This window comes from uncultured Salinisphaera sp. (assembly GCF_964012375.1).
Classification (GTDB): Bacteria; Pseudomonadota; Gammaproteobacteria; order Nevskiales; family Salinisphaeraceae; genus Salinisphaera.
On record NZ_CAXGSH010000077.1, the window covers coordinates 1 to 20,068 of the forward strand.

Genomic DNA, 20,068 nt, shown 5'->3' on the forward strand with positions numbered 1-20,068 from the left:
GAGCGGCTGCGCATGTCGCGTACCAGCGGCGTTGTGGTGGTTTTCGCGGTGGTGACCGTGCTGCTGTCGTTATTGCTGCTGCTGTTGCTGCCGCAGCTGCAGAAACAGCTCAATACGCTGATTCAGAACCTGCCGCGCTATCTGGACTGGATTCAACGCACGACCGCGCCGTATCTCGGCTCGCTGGGGCCCAACGGGCAGTCGCTCGACGTGGATGCCATCAAGACCCTGATCGCCGACAACTGGGGCACGGCCGGCGGTTTTGCCACCACGGTAGCCAAGAAGGCGTTTTCCTCGGGCACCGCGCTCATGGCGATCGCCATGAATCTGCTGCTGATCCCGGTGATCATGTTCTATCTGCTGCGCGACTGGGACCACATGGTCGCCTGGATCAAATCCCAGCTGCCGCGCCGCTATGTCGGCACGGTCAGCGAACTAGCGCAGGAGACCGACCAGGTCCTGGGCCAGTTCATCCGCGGCCAGCTGCTGGTGATGACGGTGCTGGGCTCGATTTATATCGTGGGCCTGTGGCTGGCCGGCCTGGACCTGGCGCTGGTGATCGGTCTCGGCGCGGGGCTGGTGAGTTTCGTGCCGTATGTGGGCGTGATCAGCGGGCTGCTGGTATCCAGCGTCGCCATGCTGGTGCAGACGGGCGATCCCTTCCAGCTGATCTGGGTGTTCGTGGTGTTCGGCATTGGCCAGGTGCTCGAACAGGTGATACTGCAGCCGCTGCTGCTCGGCGATGCCATCGGCCTGCATCCGGTATGGGTGATCTTTGCGGTTCTTGCCGGTGGCCAGCTGCTGGGCTTCGTCGGCGTGTTGATCGCCTTGCCGGTCGCGGCCGCGATGGCGGTGATCGTGCGCTACGGCGGCCGCCAGTGGCGCTCCAGCCGCGCCTATCTCGATCATTGATGGCGGTGCATTCGAAGAAAAGGCCGGGGCGATGGCGACACAGCTGATTCTGGGGGTCCAGCTGCCGCAGAGCGCGACGCTGGATGCGTTCGTGGGTGAAACCAACGCGCAGGTGCTTGCAGCAGTCGAACAGATTGTCGATGGACGCAGCGAACGCCTGTTCCTGCATGGCCCCGAAGCCAGCGGCAAAACGCACTTGCTACAGGCCGCCTGTCGTGCCGCCGGCGATGCCGGCGATCGCAGCGTTTATGTACCGCTGGATCAGGTGGCCGATCAGGCCGAGTCGCTGCTGGCCGGACTACAGGATATGGACTGCGTGTGTATTGACAACGTGTCCGCGATTGCCGGCGACCGCGATGCCGAAATCGCGCTGTTGAGCCTCACCGACGGTCTGCGCGCCCGCGGTGGACGGCTGCTGGTCGCGGATCGCCAGCCGCCCGCCGAGCTCGGACTGGCGCTGGCCGATCTGGCCAGCCGCCTGGCCTGGGGCGGCGCGATCGCCACCGCCGAACTCGACGACGCCGACAAGCACGCCCTGCTTATCGAACGGGCGGCCCAGCGCGGCATGGAAATGCCGGATGCCACCGCGCGCTGGCTGCTGCGCCACGGCGAGCGCGACGTGCCGGCGCTAATGGCCGCGCTCGATACCCTCGATCATGCCTCGCTGGCGGCCCATCGCCGCCTGACCATTCCCTTCGTCAAGCAGACTCTGGGCTGAAGCCGGCCAGCGCGCGCGACGCGTGCATTGCTGGGCAACCTGTGCCCGCGAGCGCAGCCGACCGAGTTTCTTGCAGTCGCTAGAGCGCGTTCGAAGTATCGGGTTGCACAAGCAACGCTTAGCCGCCAGGGCCCTGGGCTTCGCGCTCGCGCGAATCCCATTTCGCGAACACCACGGTGCCCACGAACATGGCGATGCTTGCGCCCAGGCACAGATCCACGGCCAGCGTCGCCGCGCCGGCAATATATTCGACCATGGCGTAGGCCATATAGAACAACGCCGCCATCGATGCCCAGGCCGCGGTATAGATGCGTGCCCGCGCCAGGCCGTTGAGTGAGGCCAGCAGCGGCAGGCTGAAGATCGAGGCCAGCAGCAGCCGCTCCATGGTATGCACGCCGGCAATCCAGAACAGGCTCGCGATCAGGGCGATATTGCCGAGCACGGCCAGCATCAGGGCATAGCGAGACCAGCGCATCAGTGGTCGCTCAGCTTGAGCGCGGTGCGCGCGACGCGCTCACCGAGGTTGCGGGCGATCTGTTTTTCGATATCGGCCAGCGGCTTGTCGCCGATCACGCCGGCGACATGGCTGGCGCCGTACGGGGTGCCGCCGCTGTCGGTCTCGGCCAGGAGATTGTCGGCGGTATAGGTCAGCCCGACAATCACCATGCCGTGATGCAAGAGCGGCAGCATCATGCTCGTGAGCGTGGTTTCCTGGCCGCCGTGCAGGCTGCCGGTGGAGGTGAATACCGCAGCCGGTTTGTCGGCCAGCGTGCCGGATAACCACTGACCCGAGAGTGTGTCGAGAAAGTACTTCAACGGCGCGGCCATATTGCCGAAGCGGGTTGGCGAGCCCATGACCAGGCCAGCACAGTTTTCGAGGTCGTCGTGGGTCGCATAAGGCGCGCCGTGCTCGGGCACCGAGGGTGCGCTGGCTTCGGTATCGGGAGATACCTCGGGCACGGTGCGTACGCGTGCCTGCATGGGCTTGACCTTGGCAATACCGCGGGCAATTTCATTGGCCAGCGCGGCGGTGGCGCCGTTGCGGCTGTAATAGAGCACGAGAATTTCGTTGCTCTTGGAAACGCTGCTCATGAATCGGGTTCCTGGTCGGATGCGACGAGTTCGAATACGCGTTCGGGCGGGCGCGCGATGACGGCTGCGGTATCGATTTCCAGCACCGGCCGCTGCAAGAGCGCCGGCTGGGCGACAAGCAGGGCGATGACCGTATCGCGATCGAGCGCGGACCGGGTATAACCGCTGTCGGCAAAGCTTGCATCACCGGTACGCACCAGCGCGGCGGGCGCGCTATCGAGCGCGTCGATCAGCCGGGCAAGCTCCGACGCCGCAGGGGGCGCCTGCAGGTAATCCACCACCTCGACCGCGTGCCCCGTGTTCTCGAGCAGCTCGAGCGCGGCGCGCGATTTGGAACAGCGCGGGTTGTAGTACAAACGCATGAGGTACGACCGATGGGCGAACGGCGGCTTATCCTGCGGCGCATGCGACGACAACGCAACGCCCGGCGTGATCCCTAGCGCGCGTACCAGCGGGCCTGCAGGGCGCTGGCCACCCGTGACGGATACCAGTATTCGCCCAGGCTGCCGTTGTAGCGCGCCAGCGCCCGGGTGAGATCGCCGTTCTCCTTGTCGAGATAGAACGCCAGAATCGTGCAGCCGTAGCGCAGGTTGGTGCGCATGTCGAAGAGGTTGTCGTCGGGCCGGCCGATTTCGTCGATCCAGAACGGCATGATCTGCATCAGCCCGATGGCGCCGGCCGACGATACCGCGAAGCGCTGGAACGCCGATTCCACCTGAATCAGCGACAGCACCACCTGCGGATCGAGTCCTGCACGGCTGGCTTCGGCGTGGACGGTCTTGAGCAGGGCCATGCGCCGGCCCACGTCCGGCATCAGCCGTTCCAGGCGCGTGGACATGTCGAGCAGCCACACTTCGGCTTCGAAGCGGTTCGAGAAGGTGGCCGAATCCTTGACCGCGGTCATCAACGCCCGGCGCAGCGCCGGATCCACCGTCTCGGGCTGGGCCGCCGCGCTGTATGCGGGCGTGCTCGCGAACAACGCCAAGCCCAGCGCCACCCGCGAAATCAAACGCAGCAGCGGCGCGGATACGCCTGCCAGCGAATACGTTTCCGACAAAGCCTTGCTCCCCCTCGCTTGGCCAAGACCGTGCCCCCGGCGCACGTCTCATCCGTTCCCGCAGCGATGCGGGCTATCGTAAGCAATCCTGAGCGTTATCGGCGCCTAGCGGCCCAACTTTTGCCGCAGGGCTTCCACGCTGTATTCAATTTCGCTGTTGTCGCTGTCGCGACGCCCCTTGTATTCGAGCGTGCCGGCTTCAATACCGCGATCGGATACCACCACGCGATGGGGGATGCCGATGAGCTCGGCGTCCGCGAACATCGGACCCGGACGCAGGCCGCGGTCGTCCAGGGCCACGTCGATACCCAGCCGACGGCAGTCGGCATACAGACTCTCGCAGGCCTCGCGTACCGCCGCCGACTTGTCGGCCTTGATCGGAATGATGACCAGTTCGAACGGCGCGATCGCGGTCGGCCAGCAGATACCGGCGTTATCGAAGCACTGTTCGATGGCGGCGGCGACAATCCGCGATACGCCAAAGCCGTAGCAGCCCATCTGCGGGGTGATCGACTTGCCGTTTTCGTCAAGCACACTCAGCTCCAGCGCACGGCTGTACTTGTCGCCGAGCTGGAATACGTGGCCGACTTCGATACCGCGCAGAATCGACAGCGGTGAGCCGTCCGGGCTCGGGTCGCCGGCGACGACGTTGCGCAGATCGGCAAACTCGGGTTCGATGGCGTCGCGACCCCAGTTGAAGTTCACGAAATGGGCGCCGTCGTAGTTCGCGCCCACCGCCATGTCGGCCGCGTTCTGGACGCCGTAGTCGGCAATGACGCGCAGGTTGAGGTTCACCGGGCCAAGCGAGCCGGGGCCGGCGCCGAAATGTTCGCGAATGATCGCTTCGTCAGCGAACTGCAGCGGGGTGGCGATTCCGTCGATGCCTTCGGCCTTGATTTCGTTGAGACTGTGATCGCCGCGCAGCACCAGCAGTACCGGTTTATCGTCCTCGCCCATGACCACGATCGCCTTGGCGGTGGCTTCGGCGGGCAGATCGAGGGCGGCACACAGGTCGGCGATGGTGGCGACCCCGGGGGTGTCGACCTTGCGCAGCTCGCCAGCCGGCGCCGGGCGCGGCGTATCGCTTGCGCGGGTGGTGGCGGCTTCGATATTGGCGGCATAGGCGCCGTTTTCGGCGACCGCAAGCTCGTCTTCGCCGGCCTGGGCCAGGACATGGAATTCTTCGGACTTGGCGCCGCCGATGGCGCCGGAGTCGGCGGCCACGATGCGATAGTCGAGCCCGATGCGATCGAGTATCCGCGCATAGGCCGCGCGCATGACCTGATATTCGCGATCCAGATCGGCCTCGTCCATATGAAAGGAGTAGGCGTCCTTCATGATGAATTCGCGGGCGCGCATCAGGCCGAAGCGTGGCCGTATTTCGTCGCGGAACTTGGTCTGGATCTGGTAGAAGTTGACCGGCAGCTGCTTGTAGCTGCTGATATCGCGCTTGGCGTAGTCGGTGATCACTTCTTCGTGGGTCGGCCCGAAGCAGTACTGGCGCTCGGCACGATCGGTCATGCGCAGCATGAGGTCGCCCATGGCATCCCAGCGGCCGCTCTGCTGCCAGAGTTCCGCGGGCTGGACCGCCGGCATGAGCACTTCCAGTGCGCCGGCCGCGTCCATCTCCTCGCGCACGATGTTTTCCACCTTGCGCAATACGCGGATACCGAGCGGCGTCCAGGTATACAGGCCGGCACCGAGCTTGCGGATCATGCCGGCACGCAGCATCAGCTGATGCGACACGATCTCGGCATCGGCCGGGGTTTCCTTGGTGGTGGACAGGGCAAAGGCGGATAGACGCATGGGCGAAGGCCGGTTGGGTCGATGAGCGAGTCAGCCCGCGATTCTACAAAAAAGCGCGGCGGCTGACCGACAGCTTAAAGCGGGGCGGCGCGTTCGGCTTGTCGATCAGTCCAGAATCGTGAGTACGCGCTCGTGCATGGCATCGTCTTCGCGCTGCCAGGCGCGCATTTCCAGCACGCCCTTGATGTTAAGCGAGATGATCAGATACAGCGCCTCCGGGTAGCCCAGGCCTTCCACGTCGTGGACCGAGGGCTCGGGCGGCGCGCTGGGGTGGGAATGGTAGATCGCCAGCATGTCCTCGCCGCGATCGCGCATGTTTCTAAGCGCGGCGATCTGGCCGGCCGGGTCCATCTCGAAACGCCGTGCCGGGTCGGCCGCGACGTTGGCGACCGGGTAGATTTCATAGGGTATGCCGTCGCGCTGGCTGAGAAAGCCGCACACCTCGGCATCCGGCTGTTTCTGGGCTTCGAAGAGCAGGCGGGTGGCCAGCATCCGACTCATCTTTACAGGGGGCACGCCAAATTCCTTGAGCAAAACGATGCGCATGATAGCGCCCGCGACCGGTCTGCACGAGCGCCGCCGGTTACCGAGGCAAGCTTGCGCATAACCTCTCGCGGGTCGCGTTCGAGTCCGCACAGATGGTGCGCCAAGGCGCCCAGGCCCAGCGCCTGCCTTATTGGCAGGTCAGAACCGCTGAACGGCCAGGGCTTTGCGCGCGCTTGATCGGCGCCAGCGTTCGCTACCGTGCAACGTGCTTATGGGCTTGCGCACGCTACGCTCTCACTTGTCTGTCAATCACGCGTAAAGCACACGGCGCGACCGTGACAGGTTGTGCAGAGCTGCCCAAGCCGCCGCGGCCTCAGCGCGGTGTGCGTATCGCATCCGCACAGCGTGCGCTGGTGACCGGCACCAGTTCGAAGTCGAGCAGGCGCCAGTCCATGGCTTCGATATCGGCCCTCGCCTCGGCCAGCTGGGCTACCAGCGCCGGCGTATCCGCGTGCGGGCAGACGAAGGCAATACCGGTCAGACGCCGGCCTTCTTCTCGTAGCCGCACGCGGGCATCGCTGACCCAGGCCAGGCGGGTAAGCCGATCCCGAATCCGTCCGCCGAGCGGGTCGACCCGGCTGCTGCCGAGTTCGCGCGGCACCTCGTCGATGAGGTCGCATACCGCAGTGTAAAGATGGTGAGCGCCATGGCGCAGGATATCGGCGCCGATCGCCAGGGTGGCGATAAAGTCGGCCCACCAAAGCCCCAGCCCGATGCCGAGTACGCCGACGATCGCCGCGCCCCCGGCCAGCCAGCTTGCGCGCCCCATGGTGGCGTCGGCGTAGAGGCCCTTGTCGTGCAGATCGATCGCCAGGCTCTGGCGCGAACGTCCGGCGATAATGGGCACGAGCAGGCTGTAGGCCAGTGCGGCGAGCATCGGCCAGCCCGGCCAGTCCGGCAATGGCTGTGACCAAAGCGTGCCTAATGCCGGATGCTTGAGCACGATCAGGCCGCGCAGCGCGACATAAAGCAGATACAGGCCCATCGCCGAAAGGGCCAGGGCGCCGCTCAGGAATGCAATGGTGCCGGCACGATAGAAACCGTAGGGAAAGCGTGGCGTCGGCCGCAGGTTCTCGACCCGGCAGGCGACAATAAAAGCGAGCGGTGGCAACAGCGCCCACAGGCTTTTCAGCCAGATCGCGGTCAGCGCCTGGGCCGTACCCAAGGCCGCGTAGAGCGCGGCGACCACGCTCATACGCAGTATCAGGGTCAGCCATTCGATACGCAGGGCGCGTTGCAGTGCCCGGTGCTTGTGCGCGGGCAGGCTGCTCGGCGTGCGCGGCTGATGCGGGGTCATGCGTGGCTGCGGGCGTGATCGACCAGCGCGTTCAATCCGGCTACGGATAGATATGAATACGGGTGCCGTCGTAGACGCGGTCCCAGATCGTATCGATCGCCTGATTGGATACGGCGATACAGCCGTTGGTCCAGTCGCCCTCGCGCTCGCGGTCGTCATAGTCCGGCTGGCCGTGGATCATGATCAGATCGCCGGGGTCTACGCCGCGGGCGTCGGCGTCCTCGCGATCGCGCGCGTTCGGGTAGGAGATATGGATCGAGCGGTGAAAGATGCTGTCCGGATTGCGCCAGTCCAGGTAATACAGCCCTTCGGGCGTGCGATTGTCGCCGCGCTTGCGTTTGGTGCCGATCGGGTTCTTGCCGAGGGCGATGGGGAACTGCTCGACCATCTCGCCGTTGGCATAGAGATACATCACCCGGTTGGCCTTCATGACCACCACCAGATCGACCGGCGGTTTGAAGTCGTCGTCGAATTCGTCCTGGGCCAGGGCCACGGCCGGCGCCACGAGCGCGAGCAGCACGAGCGTACAAAGCAGCAGACGAATATGAGAAGTCGCGTTCAAGCGCATGGTCGGCTCGTGTTGGTAATCGAATTGCGCGCCGTGGCGCGCCCTACGACGCAATTCTGCCGCGCGCTGCGTACGGGTGCCAGTCATTACGTGGCCATGCCCGACGGCGATGCGGTGCTAGGATGAGGTCAGCAGGAGGCCGAGTCCACAGCTATGGGCCGCGCCCCGATATTTTCCAAGCTTAGAGGATTCGCCATGAGCAAAACGCCGGTCACAGTCATCAAGGGCGACGGTATCGGCCCGGATATCGTCAATGCCGCGCTGCGGGTACTCGACCGCCTGGATACCGGGTTCGAGTACGAGGAAGTCATCGTGGGCCAGGCGGCGCTCGACGCGGGCGAGTCCGACGTGATGCCGGAGTCGGCGCTGAAATCGATCGAACGCACCGGCCTGGTGCTCAAGGGCCCGGTCACCACCCCCTCCGGCAAGGGCTATCGCTCGGTCAATGTGGCCATGCGCAAGCATTTCGACCTGTATGCCAACGTTCGGCCCACGCTGTCGATGCCCGGTACGCAGTCGCGCTACAACAACCTCGATATCATCACCGTGCGCGAGAACACCGGCGGCATGTATTCCGGTCAGGGCCAGAAGGTCTCGGAAGACGGCAACCGTGCCGAGGCGCTGTCGGTGATCACCCGCTCCGAATGCGAGCGCATCATTCGCTTCGCCTTCGATATGGCGCGGGCGCGCGGCCGTCGCAAGGTCACGCTGGCGCACAAGGCCAACATCATGAAATCGACCTCCGGGCTGTTTCTGGAGGTGGGGCGCCAGATATCGGAGGAATACGACGATATCGAACACGACGAGGTGATCGTCGACGCCTGTGCGATGAAGTTGGTCATGCACCCCGAGCGCTTCGACGTCATCGTCACCACCAATCTGTTCGGGGATATTCTCTCCGATCTGTGTGCCGGTCTGATCGGCGGGCTCGGGCTCGCGCCCGGCGCGAATATCGGTGAAACCTGTGCCATGTTCGAAGCCGTGCACGGCAGTGCGCCGGATATCGCGGGTAAGGGCATTGCCAATCCGACGTCCGTCATTCTCGCCGCCGCGCTCATGCTCGAACACGTAGACCAGGCCGAGAACGCCAACCGGCTGCGCCGCGCCGTGCGCTCGGTGGTTGCCGAGCACGATCGCGTGACGCCCGACCTGGGCGGCAATGCCACCACCGAGCGCTTTACCGATGCGGTGATTGAACGGCTCGGATAATCGCGCCGCGGCCGGTGCCGGTACGCCGCTGTGGCTGGCCGGCGTTACGCACACGCGGCACCGGCTGCGATCGGTTCGGGTCTGTCAGCCCGGCACCAGAACAGCCGGCTGCGTCGGCTGTTCTCTACACCATAGAAAATAGACGACGGCATCTGTGCGTGGTTTCGTCCAGCGGCTTGGCGGCCGCTGGACGCGGCGCCAACGCTTGCGTATGGGCGTGTTAGCAACCCAGACAGAAGATTCTGATGCCGGGTTGATCCGATCGGCGTAGCCGGGATCGTTACAACGCGAGTAAGCTGTTTTTAAAACAAGCCGGCCTACGTCGGGCTCGACGCCGGGCGCATGGGAAGGCAGATAAAGGCGGTACCGGCAACGACCCGCTGCGACCGACATTCTATGCGACAGCTGAGCGGGGAGCGCATGAGCGATTTTCATTATCTCGCCGGGCACAGCCCGGCTGCGCTCGTGCTCGCGAAGATGGCCGGTGAGATCATCGAGGCCAACGACTCGGCCTGCCGCTTGCTGGGGCGAACGCGTCAACAGCTGGCAGAAGTGGCCGGCGAGGATTGGTTGCAACGCGCCGGTGACACGCTTTCCCGCATGACCGGCGATGCATGCGCGGCGGTCGAGGTGATGTTGCGGCATCACGACGGCTTCGTGTTCAGCGCGCAGATGGCCGGGCACGTTTTCGATCATCCCGTACATGGTCAAATCGCGAGCCTGGTGCTGCGTTCGAGCGTGACGCTCGCAGACGGTGCGGGCATCGCCCAGGCGGCGCTGGATCACATCGAGGAGGCGGCGGTTCTGCTCGACGCCGAGGCACGCATTCGTGCGCTGAACCCGGCCTACAGCCGGATCACCGGCTACGACGATGTCGAGGCGTTGGGCGCACCGATCCAGCTTGGCGAAACAGACGAGGCGCAGGCGTTCGCGCGCGGTCTGGTCGAACGGCTCGAGCCTGGCCAGCGATGGAGTGGCGAGGTGCGCTGTCGGCGTCGCGACGGTGAACCGTATCCCGCATACGTCAAGATCACGGCGCTGTTGCCGGGCAGCGGTGAGGATACGGCCCGATTCGTGGTGATCTTTCGCGACCTGTCCGTGAAGGAGGCCTACGAGGCGCGCATCGATTATCTGGCCCATTACGATACGCTGACCGGGCTGGCCAACCGAACGCTGATCGAAAAACGTGCCGAGCTGGCGCGTATCGAAGTCGAACGCGACGGGCGCCATCTGGCGCTGATGTTTCTCGACCTTGACGGCTTCAAGGCGGTCAACGACTCGCTGGGCCATGCGGTTGGCGACGAGCTGCTGTGCCATGTGGCAGAACGCCTGCGCGCCGCGGTGGGCGCCAGCGATGTGGTCGCGCGTCAGGGCGGTGATGAATTCGTCATTCTGCTCGATTCCATCGCCAGACCGGAGGATGCGGCACAGGTGGCCACCCGGATTCAGGAAATGCTGCGGGTGCCGCTCACGCTCAACGACCAGGCCGTGTTCACCACCGCCAGTATCGGGATCAGTTGTTACCCCGACGACAGTCGAGATCTGCACACCCTGTTGCGCAACGCCGATCTTGCGATGTATCGGGCCAAGCGTCAGGGGCATGGACGTTATGTGTTCTATCGCCCCGAAATGGATGCCAACGCGCACTGGATGCTGCAGCTGCGCAATAACCTGCACCGGGCGCTCGAACGCCGCGAGTTCCATGTCTACTACCAGCCGTTCGTCGATGTGGACACGGGGGCGGTGACCGGTATCGAGGCATTGCTTCGCTGGCAGAACGCCGAACTGGGCATGGTTTCGCCCGCGGACTTCATACCGATTGCCGAGGAGATCGGTCTCATTGTCGAAATTGGCCAGTGGGTACTGCGCGAGGCTTGTCATGAGCTGCAGCGCCTGCATGAGCGCGGCTACGATCATCTGCGCGTGGCGGTAAACCTGTCCGCGCGCCAGTTTCGCCAAACTGATCTGGTGGAGCAGATCGCGGCCGTGCTCGAGGAGACCGGGCTGGCGGGCCGTCATCTCGAGCTCGAAATAACCGAAACCGTGCTCATGGAACAGGCCGGCGCCACCCTGGACACGCTCCATGCGCTGCAGGCCCTGGGGGTGGCGGTGGCGCTCGACGACTTCGGGACCGGCTACTCGTCGCTGAGCTATCTACGCCAGTTTCCAATCACCTATCTCAAAGTGGACAAGTCCTTCGTCGACGGCATCCCTGCCGAAAAGGGCGACCTGACCATCACCCGCACGATCGTGGCGATGGCGCGCAGCCTTGATATCCGGGTGACCGCGGAAGGCGTGGAAACGCCGGCGCAGCGCAAATGGTTGCGCCACTGGCACTGTGAAGAGGCGCAAGGCTATCTCTACAGCCTGCCGCTCGCAGCAGGGGATCTTGAGTGGCTGCTCTACAACCACGACTTGTTGCCCGTGGATGGTGAAACCGGCAATCTGACAGACGATCCGTCGTCCGTACTCGAGGAATAGGCCCTTTGTCCATGCCAGAAGTGTCTGCCACGTCCCGTTTGCCGACCGGGGTAGAGGGGCTGGATGCCCTGCTCGGTGGCGGCCTGCCCGACCGGCGTTTGACCCTTGTGTATGGCGGCACCGGCGTGGGCAAGACCGTGCTCGCGTTGGAAATACTGGTTCACAACGCCCATGCGGGACGGCCTGGAATCGTGGTGGGCTTCGAAGAAGGCCCCGACGAGCTGATCGAGAATCACGTGTCTTTCGAGTGGGGCTTCGCCGAGGCAGCGGCCGACAGTATTCACCTGATGTCGGCGCGGGTCGAGGACGAGTTCCAGAACGCCGGTGCATTCGATATTTCCGGGCTGCTGGCGTCGATCCAGGCCAAGATCCAGCAGACCGGCGCGCGTTGGGTACTGATCGACGGCCTCGACGCGCTGCTGGGTACGCTGGGCGATCGCGTCGCGGCGATGCGCGAGCTGTTTCGCCTCAAGCATTGGCTTACCGACTGCGGCGTTGCGGTGATCATGACCGCCAAGCTCGACGAGTACGACAGCACGGGCACGACACATTTTCGCGACATGCCCTACGTCGCCGACTGCGTGATTCGTCTGCGCAACATTCCGCACAAGCGCACGTTCGCGCGCACCCTGCGCGTGGTGAAACTGCGCGGCGGTGAAAGCAGCGGCGCCGAGATGCCGTTCGTGATTCGCAACAGCGGCGTACTGGTGGCCGAGCGGGAAAATCATCCGCTGACCGCCAAGGTTTTCGAAGAGCGTATCGCCAGCGGTATCGAGCGGCTCGACACCATGCTTCGAGGCGGGCTGATCCGCGGCAGCAGCGTGCTTGTGTCGGGCCCGCCGGGTGCGGCCAAAACCAGCCTCGCCGCCTGTTTTGCCCGCCAGATGGCCAAAAAAGGCGAGCGCGTTCTCTATATCAGCTTCGATGAAGCCGGTGAGCAGATCGTCGAGGATCTCAAGTCGGTCAGCATCGATCTGCGGCCGTACGTGGAGAGCGGTCTGCTGCAGATGCACGGGGTGCTTGCCGGGGCCACCAGCGCGGAAGCCCACTATATCGATATCCATCACGCGATCCGCGAGTTCGCACCCGACCACGTGGTCATCGACCCCATTTCGGCACTGGTGAAGTCCGGTGGCCTGGACATGGCCGTGGATGTTTCGGATCGGCTGCTGGATCTGGCCAAGGCGAGCGGAATCACGCTCTATCTCACCGCGCTGTCCTCGAAGCAGACATTTGTGGTCGACATGGAAAGCCATCTGGCCAACATCGTGGATGTGTGGGTGGGGGTGAGCTATCGCGTCGACGAAGGCGAGCGCAACCGTGCGCTGTCGGTGATCAAGGCCCGCGGTATCAATCATTCGAACCAGATGCGCGAACTCACGCTCGCCGATGACGGGCCGGAGCTGGCCGATGTCTATATCGCAAGCGGCGAGATGTTGATGGGGTCCGCGCGGCTGCGTCAGGAGCAGGAGTCGGAGGCGGCCCGGCGTCAGGAGCAGCAGGCCTACGAGCGCGACCGGCAGCGCATGTACACGCATATCCAACAGACCCAGGAGCAGATCGCGACGTTGAGCAGCCAGCTCGAGCAGCAGCGCTCCGAACTCGAACAGCTCGAGCGCCAGAAGCGCGACCATGTCCAACGGCGTGCCGACGATCGCGGCCAGTTGTTGCGCAGCCGCGGCGCGGACGCCAACGACCACCGTCTTTCCGATGAGTCGTCACGATGAACGAAGTCGAGCCCGAAGACAGCGGGATGAACGATGAAAAGACGCGCGATTCGCTGCGCGTACGTCTGTTCGTCGCGGGGGATTCACCCAGCTCCCGGCGTGCGCGGCGTGCGATCGAGTCACTGCTTGGCGTGCGCGAAAACGCCGACGAAGCCCGCTTTGAAGTGGTCGACGTGTTGCGCGAGCCGGCACGTGCGCTCGAGTCCCGGCTGCTGGCCACGCCCACACTGATCATCGAGCAAGGCACCGTCGTGAGCCGCTATGTCGGCGATCTGTACGAACGCGAGGATGTCGCCCAGGAACTGGCCCAGGCGCTGGATCGTCTTTGAGGCCGTTGCGCCCGCGCAGGTACTAGGCGCAGGCGACAGCGTCCGGGCGCACGGCCCGGGTCACCCGGTCGTTGTGGCCGAGGTCGACGAGCGTTTCGACCCGTGCCCAGTCCCGAAGCAGGCTGCGCACGGCTGGGCCCTGTTCGGCCCCGTGCTCAAGGTATAGACAGCCGCCCGCGCCGAGATGGCGCGGCGCAGCGGCAACAATATGCTGCAGGTCCGCGAGCCCGTTGTCGGGGGCGACCAGCGCCGCCTGTGGCTCGTGCTTGAGTTCGGGCGCGCCCAGGTGGGCGTCGTCGGCGTCGATATAGGGCGGATTCGACACGATGATATCGAAGCGACCGTCGCCAACGGCCTGAAACCAGGGCCCCAGGGCGAACTCGACGCGGGTCAGGCCCAGCCGGGCCGCGTTGCTGCGGGCGCAGGCCAGGGCCTGTGGGCTCGCATCGGTGGCGGTGATCGCCCAGGCCGGGCGTTCAGCGGCCAGGGCCAGGGCGATGGCGCCGCTGCCGGTGCCCAGATCGAGTAGCCGACGCGGCGCGGCGTCGTGCTCTTCAAGCACGGCCTCGACCAGTGTTTCGGTATCCGGTCGCGGGATGAGCACATCCGGCGTGACGCTCAGCTCGAGCGTCCAGAAGCCGATTGAGCCGATGATATAGGCCAGCGGCTCGCCTGCTGCCCGGCGTTCGACGAGCGCGTCGAAACGCTGGCGCGCGGCGGGTGGCACCACGTCCTGCCCATGCATGACGAGCCAGCTATGGTTAACCCCCAGCACATGTTCGAGTAACAGCCGGGCATCCAGCGCCGGGCTGTCGCCGTGTGCTGACAAACGCGCGAGCGCGGCACGGCGCAGCGCATCGACGGTAGCGCTCACGACGGCGCGATCAGGCCGCGCCCATTTCGGCGAGCAGGTCGGCCTGATGTTCACTGGTCAGCGCGTCCACGATCTCTTCGAGGTTGCCCGCCATGACGTCGTCGAGCTTGTAGAGGGTGAGATTGATGCGATGGTCGGTAACCCGTCCCTGCGGGAAATTGTAGGTGCGGATTCGCTCGGACCGGTCGCCGCTACCGACGAGTTTCTTACGGGTGGCGGCCTGTTCGCTGGCCTGCTTGTCCTGTTCGGCAGTCAGCAGCTTGGTCTGCAACAGGCTCATGGCCCGGGCACGGTTCTTGTGCTGTGAGCGCTCCTGCTGACATTCGACCACCACGCCGGTGGGAATATGGGTGATACGGATCGCCGAATCGGTCTTGTTGATGTGCTGGCCACCCGCGCCCTGGGCGCGAAAGGTATCGACCCGGATATCGTTCGGGCTGATATCGATGGCGCCGACTTCATCCTGTTCGGGCAACACCGCCACGGTACACGCCGAGGTGTGGATACGCCCTTGTGATTCGGTCGCCGGCACGCGCTGGACGCGATGCGCGCCGGACTCGAACTTCAGCCGTGAGAAGGCGCCGGTGCCGATCAGACGCGAAATCACTTCCTTGTAGCCGCCGTGTTCGCCTTCACTGGCCGACAGGATCTCGACCTGCCAACCCTGCTTCTCGGCATAGCTGGAATACATGCGCAACAGGTCGCCGGCGAACAGCGCGGCTTCGTCGCCGCCGGTGCCGGCACGGATTTCCAGATAGAGATTGGCGTTGTCGTTCGGGTCACGCGGGATCAGGTGCTTGCGCAACGCGGCTTCGAGGCCGACGAGGCGTTCACGGGCATCGTCGAGCTCGGCTTCGGCCATTTCGCGCAGCTCGGCCTCGTCGGAGTTCTCCATCTCTTCCAGATCGGCTATTTCGTCGACCAGCGCCCGCCAGGCGCGATAGTCCGCCGCCAGTGATTCGAGCTGGGCGTACTCCTGGGACATGCGGCGGAACTTGTCCTGATCGCCGATGACCTCCGGATCGGATAGCGAGTGCGCGAGGTCCTCGTGGCGTTCGACCAGTTCCTCGAGTTTGGCGCGCAGAGAGTCTTTCATTCGTTATCTTCTATGTTCGTCTTGGAAAGCGGATTGCGGCGTTTTTCGGCATGCGTTTCGCTGTCGAGCTGGAACAGATGCCGGGCGCTGCTGAGCAGCTCCTGCTGATGTGCACCGCGTGCCTTGCGCAGTGTGGCACTGGGCTGGTGCATGAGCTTGTTGGTGAGCGTGCGTGCCAGATAGGTCAGTACGTCGTCGGCGTTCTCGCCGCGCGCCAACCGCCGCCTGGCCTTGGTCAGCACATCTTCGCGTGTCGCGTCGGCCTGGCCACGCAAGTCGCGAATGGTATCGATCGCCTGGCGTGAATCCAGCCAGTCGATATATTCCTCGATACGGACATCGAGCATGCCGTCGGCGAGCGTGGCCGCCTTTTCGCGCGAGCGGCGATTATCGTCGATGACGCTCTGCAGGTCATCCACCGAGTACAGATAGATATCCTCGAGCTTGCCGGCCGCGGGATCGATATCGCGCGGCACGGCCAGGTCGAGGGCGAACATGGGCTTGCGTCGGCGCTGTCGAACCGCGTCGCGCAGTTCGTCGAAGCTCACCAGATAGCCGGGCGCGGCGGTCGACGAGATCAGCATGTCGGCTTCGGCCAGATGCGCGCTGATGTCCGCCAGGGCAATCGCATAGCCGTGATAGCGGGTGGCCAGCTCCTGGGCGCGCTCAACGCTGCGATTGGCGAAGATCATGCGTTGTACTCCGGCCTCGGCGAGATAGCGGGCCGCGAGATCGACCGTTTCGCCGGCGCCGATGAACATGGCCGCGGTTTCCGAGAGGTCGGCAAAGATCTGGCGCGCCAGGCTTACACCGGCATAGGCCACCGACACCGGGTTGGCGCCAATATCGGTCTGGCTGCGAATTTGTTTGGCGACCGCGAAGCTGTGTTCGAAAAGTCGGGTGAGCAACGGTCCGGCGCCGCGCGCGGCACGGGCGCTGCGGTAGGCGTTTTTCATCTGGCCGAGGATCTGCGGCTCGCCCAGGATCATCGAATCCAGCCCCGCGGCCACACGCAAACTGTGGCGTACCGTTTCGCGGTCGCGATGGATATAGAAGTAGGGCGCCATATCGTCGTCGTTGAGCCCGCGCTGTTCGCACAGCCAATGCCGCAGCGCGCCGTCGCCCGGCGCGTCGGTCACGGCATAGAGTTCGGTGCGGTTGCAGGTTGACAGGATGGCGCCTTCATACACATGCGGCAGGCGCAGAAAATCGTCCAGCGCGGCATCGAACTGCTCGGGCGGAAACGCAGCGGTCTCACGGACCGATAGCGGGGCGGTGATATGGTTCAGACCGACGGTGAGCAGCGTCATGGCGTTATTCTACCGCGCTACCGTCGCTTGCGCGGTGCGGTTTGCGTAGCCGCTGCTCGGATCGTCGCGCTATGATTGAGTTATGCATACTATTAACCCGGCAAGAAAACAGCTCATGCGGAGCTGTTTTTCACCGCCTTCGAAAACGAAAGCCGGCGCCTTGCCGTCTTTTGTTTGCAAAGGCCTTGCGGCCAGCGGCCGCCGCGAGGATGCTGTCGCACTGCCGTGTGATCAACCCGGCACGCCGGCTGTTTGCTGCCTTCGCGCCGATAATTTGAATGATGCGGGCCGGCAAAGCCGTCGCCCGCGCTCGTTTGCAACCGCCCTGTTGTTGGCAGGTGTTGCGGTGTTGGCGGCTGGTTGCGCGGGGCAACCGGGGACGTCGCCCGTCGGCACGGATATGCGTATCGACGCCAACGCCGTGCAGCCCAGCCCGGTCAGCCGGCGGGAGGCCTACGAATACCATGTGCTGGCCGGCGAAATGGCCATCCAGCGTGGCAATCGCGATCTGGCTGCACGGCAATATGTGGCCGCGCTCGAATATTCCAACGATCCGGCCCTGGCCAAGCGGGCGACGCGGATCGCGCTGTTCGCCGAGCAGCCCGACCTGGCCTACAAAGCCGCGAAAATCTGGGCGCGCAATGAACCCGATTCGCTGGATGCGCAGCGTACGGCCACGCGCATGGCCGTGGCCAACGAGGACGCAGAGGGTCTTGCGAATTACGCCCCCGCGCTGGTGACCGCTGCGGCTTCTCCGGATATCGGCTACCGGCTGCTGGCCGATGTGGTCAGCGGCGCACCGAATGCCACCGACATGGTGATCGACACTCTCAGCGATATGGCACAGGCCGATAGCGCCAGCGCGCCGGCCCAATATGCCCTGGGCGTGGTCGCGCTGCGCTATGACCGAAGCGAGGTGGCCGCGCGCGCGGCCGAACGCGCGCTCGCTCTCGATCCGAACTGGAACGATGCCGTGCTGTTGCAGTCCGGGGTATGGATTGAAAGCGGCGAGACCTCTAAAGCCCGTGCGCTGGTGGCCGGGCTGCCCGGCAATGCGGCCAGCCGGGCGCAGTATCATCTTGCGCTCGCCCGTTTGCTGATCGAAGCCGATCATGAGGACGCCGCGCTCGGCGAGTTCGAGCAGGCCATCGAACTGCAGCCGGACAACACCGACGCACGCTATGGCCTGGCCATTCTGTCGCTGAGCCTTGGCCAGCTCGATCGCGCACAAACGGCGCTGACCCGGTTGTACGACAACAACGAACGGGCCGACGATGCCGCCTTCTATCTCGGCACCATCGCCGAAGAGCGCGAAAACTATGCCGAGGCCCAGCGCTGGTACCAGCGCGTCGAAAACGGCGGACACGCCTTCGAAGGGCAGGTGCGCGGCGCGCGCATGATTTTCATGCAGGGCGATCTGCCCGCGGCCCAGCGTCGCTTGAGCGAACTGCGTGACAGCTATCCCGATCTGAGCGAACAGCTGTATGCGGCCGAAGGCCAGCTCCTCTATGAAGCCGACGAACCGCGCGCGGCCCTGGATATTTACAATCATGGCCTGGACGAGATACCCGACAGCACCGAGCTGCGGTACGGGCGTTCCATGGCCCATGAGCGGCTGGGCGACATACAGGCGGCCAAGCAGGATCTGGAAACCGTGCTCGACCGCGAGCCGGACGACGCGCGTGCGCTCAACGCGTTGGGCTATCTGATCGCCAACCACGGCAGCGACTATGACCGCGCCGCGAGTTATATCCAGCGCGCGCTCGAAACCGAGCCGGACAATCCGGCCATTCTGGATAGCATGGGGTGGGTGGAGTACCGTCGCGGCAATCTGGACGCCGCACGACACTACCTCGAACGGGCGTATAGAGATTTCGCGGACGCCGAAGTCGCCGCGCATCTGGGCGAAGTGCTATGGCAGCAAGGCCAGCACGAAGCAGCGCGGCGTATCTGGCAGGATGCCATGGCCGACAGCGCTGACCATCCCGTGCTCACTGAAACCGTGGAACGTCTCGACCCATGAAGAAACTGCTGATTCTGATCGTCGCGGCTGCCGTATTGTCCGGCTGCGCAATCATTCGCAAGCCCGCCGAAACCGAAGCCGGTGTCGTCGATACAGCCGCCTGGGCAGCGCACAAGAAGGAACTGGCCGATTTCAACGTCTGGTCATTGCAGGGGCGCGTGGCCACCGGGCAGTTGCTCGGCTGGACAGGCAACCTGAGCTGGCGGCAGCAGGGCGACGCTTTCGATGTGCGTCTGTCGGGCCCGCTGGGCGCGGGCGGTTTTCGTGCGCAGGGGGCGCTCGACGACGCGGTGGTCATCCAAACCAAGGACGAGCGGTTCGTCACGACCGAGCCGGATGCGCTGGTCGAACGCACGCTGGGCTGGACTTTCCCGCTCGAGCCGCTGCGTTTCTGGGCGCGCGGGCTGCCCGCGCCCGGCGACTACGACCGCATCAGCGTTAACGCCCAGGGGCGCATGATCTCGCTCGAACAGAACGGTTGGGCCTTGTCATTCCCCGATTATGTCGAGCCTGAAAACATGCCCGCCGTGCCGCGTCGCATCGTGCTCGACAATGGCGAAACACGGATCCGCCTCGTGGTCGATCGCTGGTTCGACGTCGACGGCGTGTCCGGCGCGAATTGACACCGACCGAAGCAGTCAAGAAAATACGCGGCCTTCGCGCGGGCCGAAAAGATTTCGGTCATCGCGTGCAGGTTCGAATTCAGCCGCGCAGCGGCAGGATTCGAAGGAACGAAGACGACATAGGTTAGATGGGGCGTAGCCAAGCGGTAAGGCATCGGGTTTTGATCCCGTGTACCGCAGGTTCGAATCCTGCCGCCCCAGCCATATAATCGTCCGCGCAAGCGGACACGAAGGACAGCCAGGGCGGCTGGATGAGGACCTGCCAGGTTCGACGCAGCGCGCGAAGCGCGCAAGAATCGTGACGCGCAGCGGCACGAGCCCGCAGGGCGAGGCATCGCGAGATGCCGAGTCATCCTGCCGCCCCAGCCATATAATCGTGACGCGCGAGCGGACACGAAAG

General features: G+C 64.6%; 19 protein-coding genes and 1 tRNA gene. 9 read left to right on the forward strand and 11 right to left on the reverse strand.

All coding sequences use genetic code 11. The features are described 5' to 3' along the window. A partial coding sequence (locus tag ABNU97_RS13145) for an AI-2E family transporter (protein ID WP_348767153.1) occupies positions 1–912 on the forward strand: 912 nt, incomplete at its 5' end. A gap of 31 nt (positions 913–943) precedes the next feature. Continuing rightward, entirely contained in the window at positions 944–1,630 is a 687-nt protein-coding gene (gene hda, locus ABNU97_RS13150; protein ID WP_348767154.1) for a DnaA regulatory inactivator Hda, read from the forward strand. Between the two features lie 118 nt (positions 1,631–1,748). Here hda and ABNU97_RS13155 read toward each other — a convergent pair whose 3' ends face one another. From ABNU97_RS13155 to ABNU97_RS13190, 8 genes are all read right to left on the reverse strand, one after another. Next, the gene (locus ABNU97_RS13155) at positions 1,749–2,105 is read right to left on the reverse strand and encodes a DUF2069 domain-containing protein (RefSeq protein WP_348767155.1); all 357 of its coding nucleotides are present in this window, start codon (positions 2,103–2,105) and stop codon (positions 1,749–1,751) included. Then, the gene (gene wrbA, locus ABNU97_RS13160; protein WP_348767156.1) at positions 2,105–2,722 is read right to left on the reverse strand and encodes an NAD(P)H:quinone oxidoreductase; all 618 of its coding nucleotides are present in this window, start codon (positions 2,720–2,722) and stop codon (positions 2,105–2,107) included. The genes ABNU97_RS13155 and wrbA overlap by 1 nt, the downstream gene beginning before the upstream one ends. After that, positions 2,719–3,084 carry an ArsC/Spx/MgsR family protein gene (locus tag ABNU97_RS13165; protein WP_348767157.1) on the reverse strand — a complete coding sequence of 122 codons (366 nt, stop codon included), beginning with the start codon at positions 3,082–3,084 and terminating at the stop codon, positions 2,719–2,721. The genes wrbA and ABNU97_RS13165 overlap by 4 nt, the downstream gene beginning before the upstream one ends. 74 nt (positions 3,085–3,158) lie before the next feature. Further along, positions 3,159–3,779 (reverse strand): transglycosylase SLT domain-containing protein, encoded by a 621-nt coding sequence (locus ABNU97_RS13170; protein WP_348767158.1) that lies wholly within the window; start codon positions 3,777–3,779, stop codon positions 3,159–3,161. Between the two features lie 105 nt (positions 3,780–3,884). Continuing rightward, entirely contained in the window at positions 3,885–5,585 is a 1,701-nt protein-coding gene (locus ABNU97_RS13175; protein ID WP_348767159.1) for a proline--tRNA ligase, read from the reverse strand. Between the two features lie 105 nt (positions 5,586–5,690). Continuing rightward, positions 5,691–6,131: a M67 family metallopeptidase gene (locus ABNU97_RS13180; RefSeq protein ID WP_348767160.1), complete on the reverse strand. Its 441-nt coding sequence runs from the start codon at positions 6,129–6,131 to the stop codon at positions 5,691–5,693. Positions 6,132–6,444: 313 nt separating this feature from the next. Continuing rightward, positions 6,445–7,428, reverse strand: a complete 984-nt coding sequence (locus tag ABNU97_RS13185) for a cation transporter (protein WP_348767161.1) — start codon at positions 7,426–7,428, stop codon at positions 6,445–6,447. A 40-nt stretch (positions 7,429–7,468) separates the two neighbouring features. Continuing rightward, entirely contained in the window at positions 7,469–7,996 is a 528-nt protein-coding gene (locus tag ABNU97_RS13190; protein WP_348767162.1) for a L,D-transpeptidase family protein, read from the reverse strand. 195 nt (positions 7,997–8,191) lie between these two features. Between ABNU97_RS13190 and ABNU97_RS13195 the strand changes: the two genes are divergently transcribed. The 4 genes from ABNU97_RS13195 to ABNU97_RS13210 all read left to right on the forward strand — a co-directional run bounded on the left by ABNU97_RS13195 (position 8,192) and on the right by ABNU97_RS13210 (position 13,742). Further along, positions 8,192–9,205, forward strand: a complete 1,014-nt coding sequence (locus ABNU97_RS13195) for an isocitrate dehydrogenase (protein ID WP_348767163.1) — start codon at positions 8,192–8,194, stop codon at positions 9,203–9,205. Between the two features lie 420 nt (positions 9,206–9,625). Further along, positions 9,626–11,686 carry an EAL domain-containing protein gene (locus ABNU97_RS13200; RefSeq protein WP_348767164.1) on the forward strand — a complete coding sequence of 687 codons (2,061 nt, stop codon included), beginning with the start codon at positions 9,626–9,628 and terminating at the stop codon, positions 11,684–11,686. An 11-nt stretch (positions 11,687–11,697) separates the two neighbouring features. Further along, the gene (gene kaiC / locus ABNU97_RS13205) at positions 11,698–13,413 is read left to right on the forward strand and encodes a circadian clock protein KaiC (protein ID WP_348767165.1); all 1,716 of its coding nucleotides are present in this window, start codon (positions 11,698–11,700) and stop codon (positions 13,411–13,413) included. Further along, positions 13,410–13,742, forward strand: coding sequence for a circadian clock KaiB family protein (locus ABNU97_RS13210; protein WP_348767166.1), 333 nt, complete (start codon positions 13,410–13,412; stop codon positions 13,740–13,742). The genes kaiC and ABNU97_RS13210 overlap by 4 nt, the downstream gene beginning before the upstream one ends. Positions 13,743–13,764: 22 nt before the next feature. On the opposite strand, the gene prmC is transcribed toward ABNU97_RS13210, so the two are convergent. From prmC to hemA, 3 genes are read right to left on the reverse strand one after another with little or no spacing between them, the layout of a single operon-like run. Then, positions 13,765–14,616: a peptide chain release factor N(5)-glutamine methyltransferase gene (gene prmC, locus ABNU97_RS13215; protein ID WP_348767167.1), complete on the reverse strand. Its 852-nt coding sequence runs from the start codon at positions 14,614–14,616 to the stop codon at positions 13,765–13,767. Positions 14,617–14,626: 10 nt separating this feature from the next. Beyond that, positions 14,627–15,712, reverse strand: coding sequence for a peptide chain release factor 1 (gene prfA, locus ABNU97_RS13220; protein ID WP_348767168.1), 1,086 nt, complete (start codon positions 15,710–15,712; stop codon positions 14,627–14,629). Further along, positions 15,709–17,022, reverse strand: a complete 1,314-nt coding sequence (gene hemA, locus ABNU97_RS13225; RefSeq protein ID WP_348767169.1) for a glutamyl-tRNA reductase — start codon at positions 17,020–17,022, stop codon at positions 15,709–15,711. The genes prfA and hemA overlap by 4 nt, the downstream gene beginning before the upstream one ends. 400 nt (positions 17,023–17,422) lie before the next feature. Between hemA and ABNU97_RS13230 the strand changes: the two genes are divergently transcribed. From ABNU97_RS13230 to ABNU97_RS13240, 3 genes are all read left to right on the forward strand, one after another. Continuing rightward, complete coding sequence (locus tag ABNU97_RS13230; RefSeq protein WP_348767170.1) at positions 17,423–19,045, forward strand: tetratricopeptide repeat protein; 1,623 nt, start codon at positions 17,423–17,425, stop codon at positions 19,043–19,045. Next, positions 19,042–19,668 (forward strand): lipoprotein insertase outer membrane protein LolB, encoded by a 627-nt coding sequence (lolB, locus tag ABNU97_RS13235; RefSeq protein ID WP_348767171.1) that lies wholly within the window; start codon positions 19,042–19,044, stop codon positions 19,666–19,668. Before ABNU97_RS13230 ends, lolB begins: the two co-directional genes overlap by 4 nt. 129 nt (positions 19,669–19,797) lie before the next feature. After that, positions 19,798–19,872, forward strand: a tRNA-Gln gene (locus ABNU97_RS13240). Positions 19,873–20,068 lie beyond the last annotated feature (196 nt).

Excerpts from the sequence above, each read along its gene's own strand:
- prfA (WP_348767168.1), bottom strand. The coding sequence starts at position 15,712 with ATGAAAGACTCTCTGCGCGCCAAACTCGAGGAACTGGTCGAACGCCAC.
- kaiC (WP_348767165.1), top strand. The coding sequence starts at position 11,698 with ATGCCAGAAGTGTCTGCCACGTCCCGTTTGCCGACCGGGGTAGAGGGG.
- hda (WP_348767154.1), top strand. The coding sequence starts at position 944 with ATGGCGACACAGCTGATTCTGGGGGTCCAGCTGCCGCAGAGCGCGACG.
- ABNU97_RS13195 (WP_348767163.1), top strand. The coding sequence starts at position 8,192 with ATGAGCAAAACGCCGGTCACAGTCATCAAGGGCGACGGTATCGGCCCG.
- ABNU97_RS13210 (WP_348767166.1), top strand. The coding sequence starts at position 13,410 with ATGAACGAAGTCGAGCCCGAAGACAGCGGGATGAACGATGAAAAGACG.
- ABNU97_RS13180 (WP_348767160.1), bottom strand. The coding sequence starts at position 6,131 with ATGCGCATCGTTTTGCTCAAGGAATTTGGCGTGCCCCCTGTAAAGATG.
- ABNU97_RS13200 (WP_348767164.1), top strand. The coding sequence starts at position 9,626 with ATGAGCGATTTTCATTATCTCGCCGGGCACAGCCCGGCTGCGCTCGTG.
- lolB (WP_348767171.1), top strand. The coding sequence starts at position 19,042 with ATGAAGAAACTGCTGATTCTGATCGTCGCGGCTGCCGTATTGTCCGGC.
- wrbA (WP_348767156.1), bottom strand. The coding sequence starts at position 2,722 with ATGAGCAGCGTTTCCAAGAGCAACGAAATTCTCGTGCTCTATTACAGC.
- ABNU97_RS13175 (WP_348767159.1), bottom strand. The coding sequence starts at position 5,585 with ATGCGTCTATCCGCCTTTGCCCTGTCCACCACCAAGGAAACCCCGGCC.
- ABNU97_RS13155 (WP_348767155.1), bottom strand. The coding sequence starts at position 2,105 with ATGCGCTGGTCTCGCTATGCCCTGATGCTGGCCGTGCTCGGCAATATC.
- ABNU97_RS13190 (WP_348767162.1), bottom strand. The coding sequence starts at position 7,996 with ATGCGCTTGAACGCGACTTCTCATATTCGTCTGCTGCTTTGTACGCTC.
- ABNU97_RS13230 (WP_348767170.1), top strand. The coding sequence starts at position 17,423 with ATGCGTATCGACGCCAACGCCGTGCAGCCCAGCCCGGTCAGCCGGCGG.
- hemA (WP_348767169.1), bottom strand. The coding sequence starts at position 17,022 with ATGACGCTGCTCACCGTCGGTCTGAACCATATCACCGCCCCGCTATCG.
- ABNU97_RS13165 (WP_348767157.1), bottom strand. The coding sequence starts at position 3,084 with ATGCGTTTGTACTACAACCCGCGCTGTTCCAAATCGCGCGCCGCGCTC.
- ABNU97_RS13185 (WP_348767161.1), bottom strand. The coding sequence starts at position 7,428 with ATGACCCCGCATCAGCCGCGCACGCCGAGCAGCCTGCCCGCGCACAAG.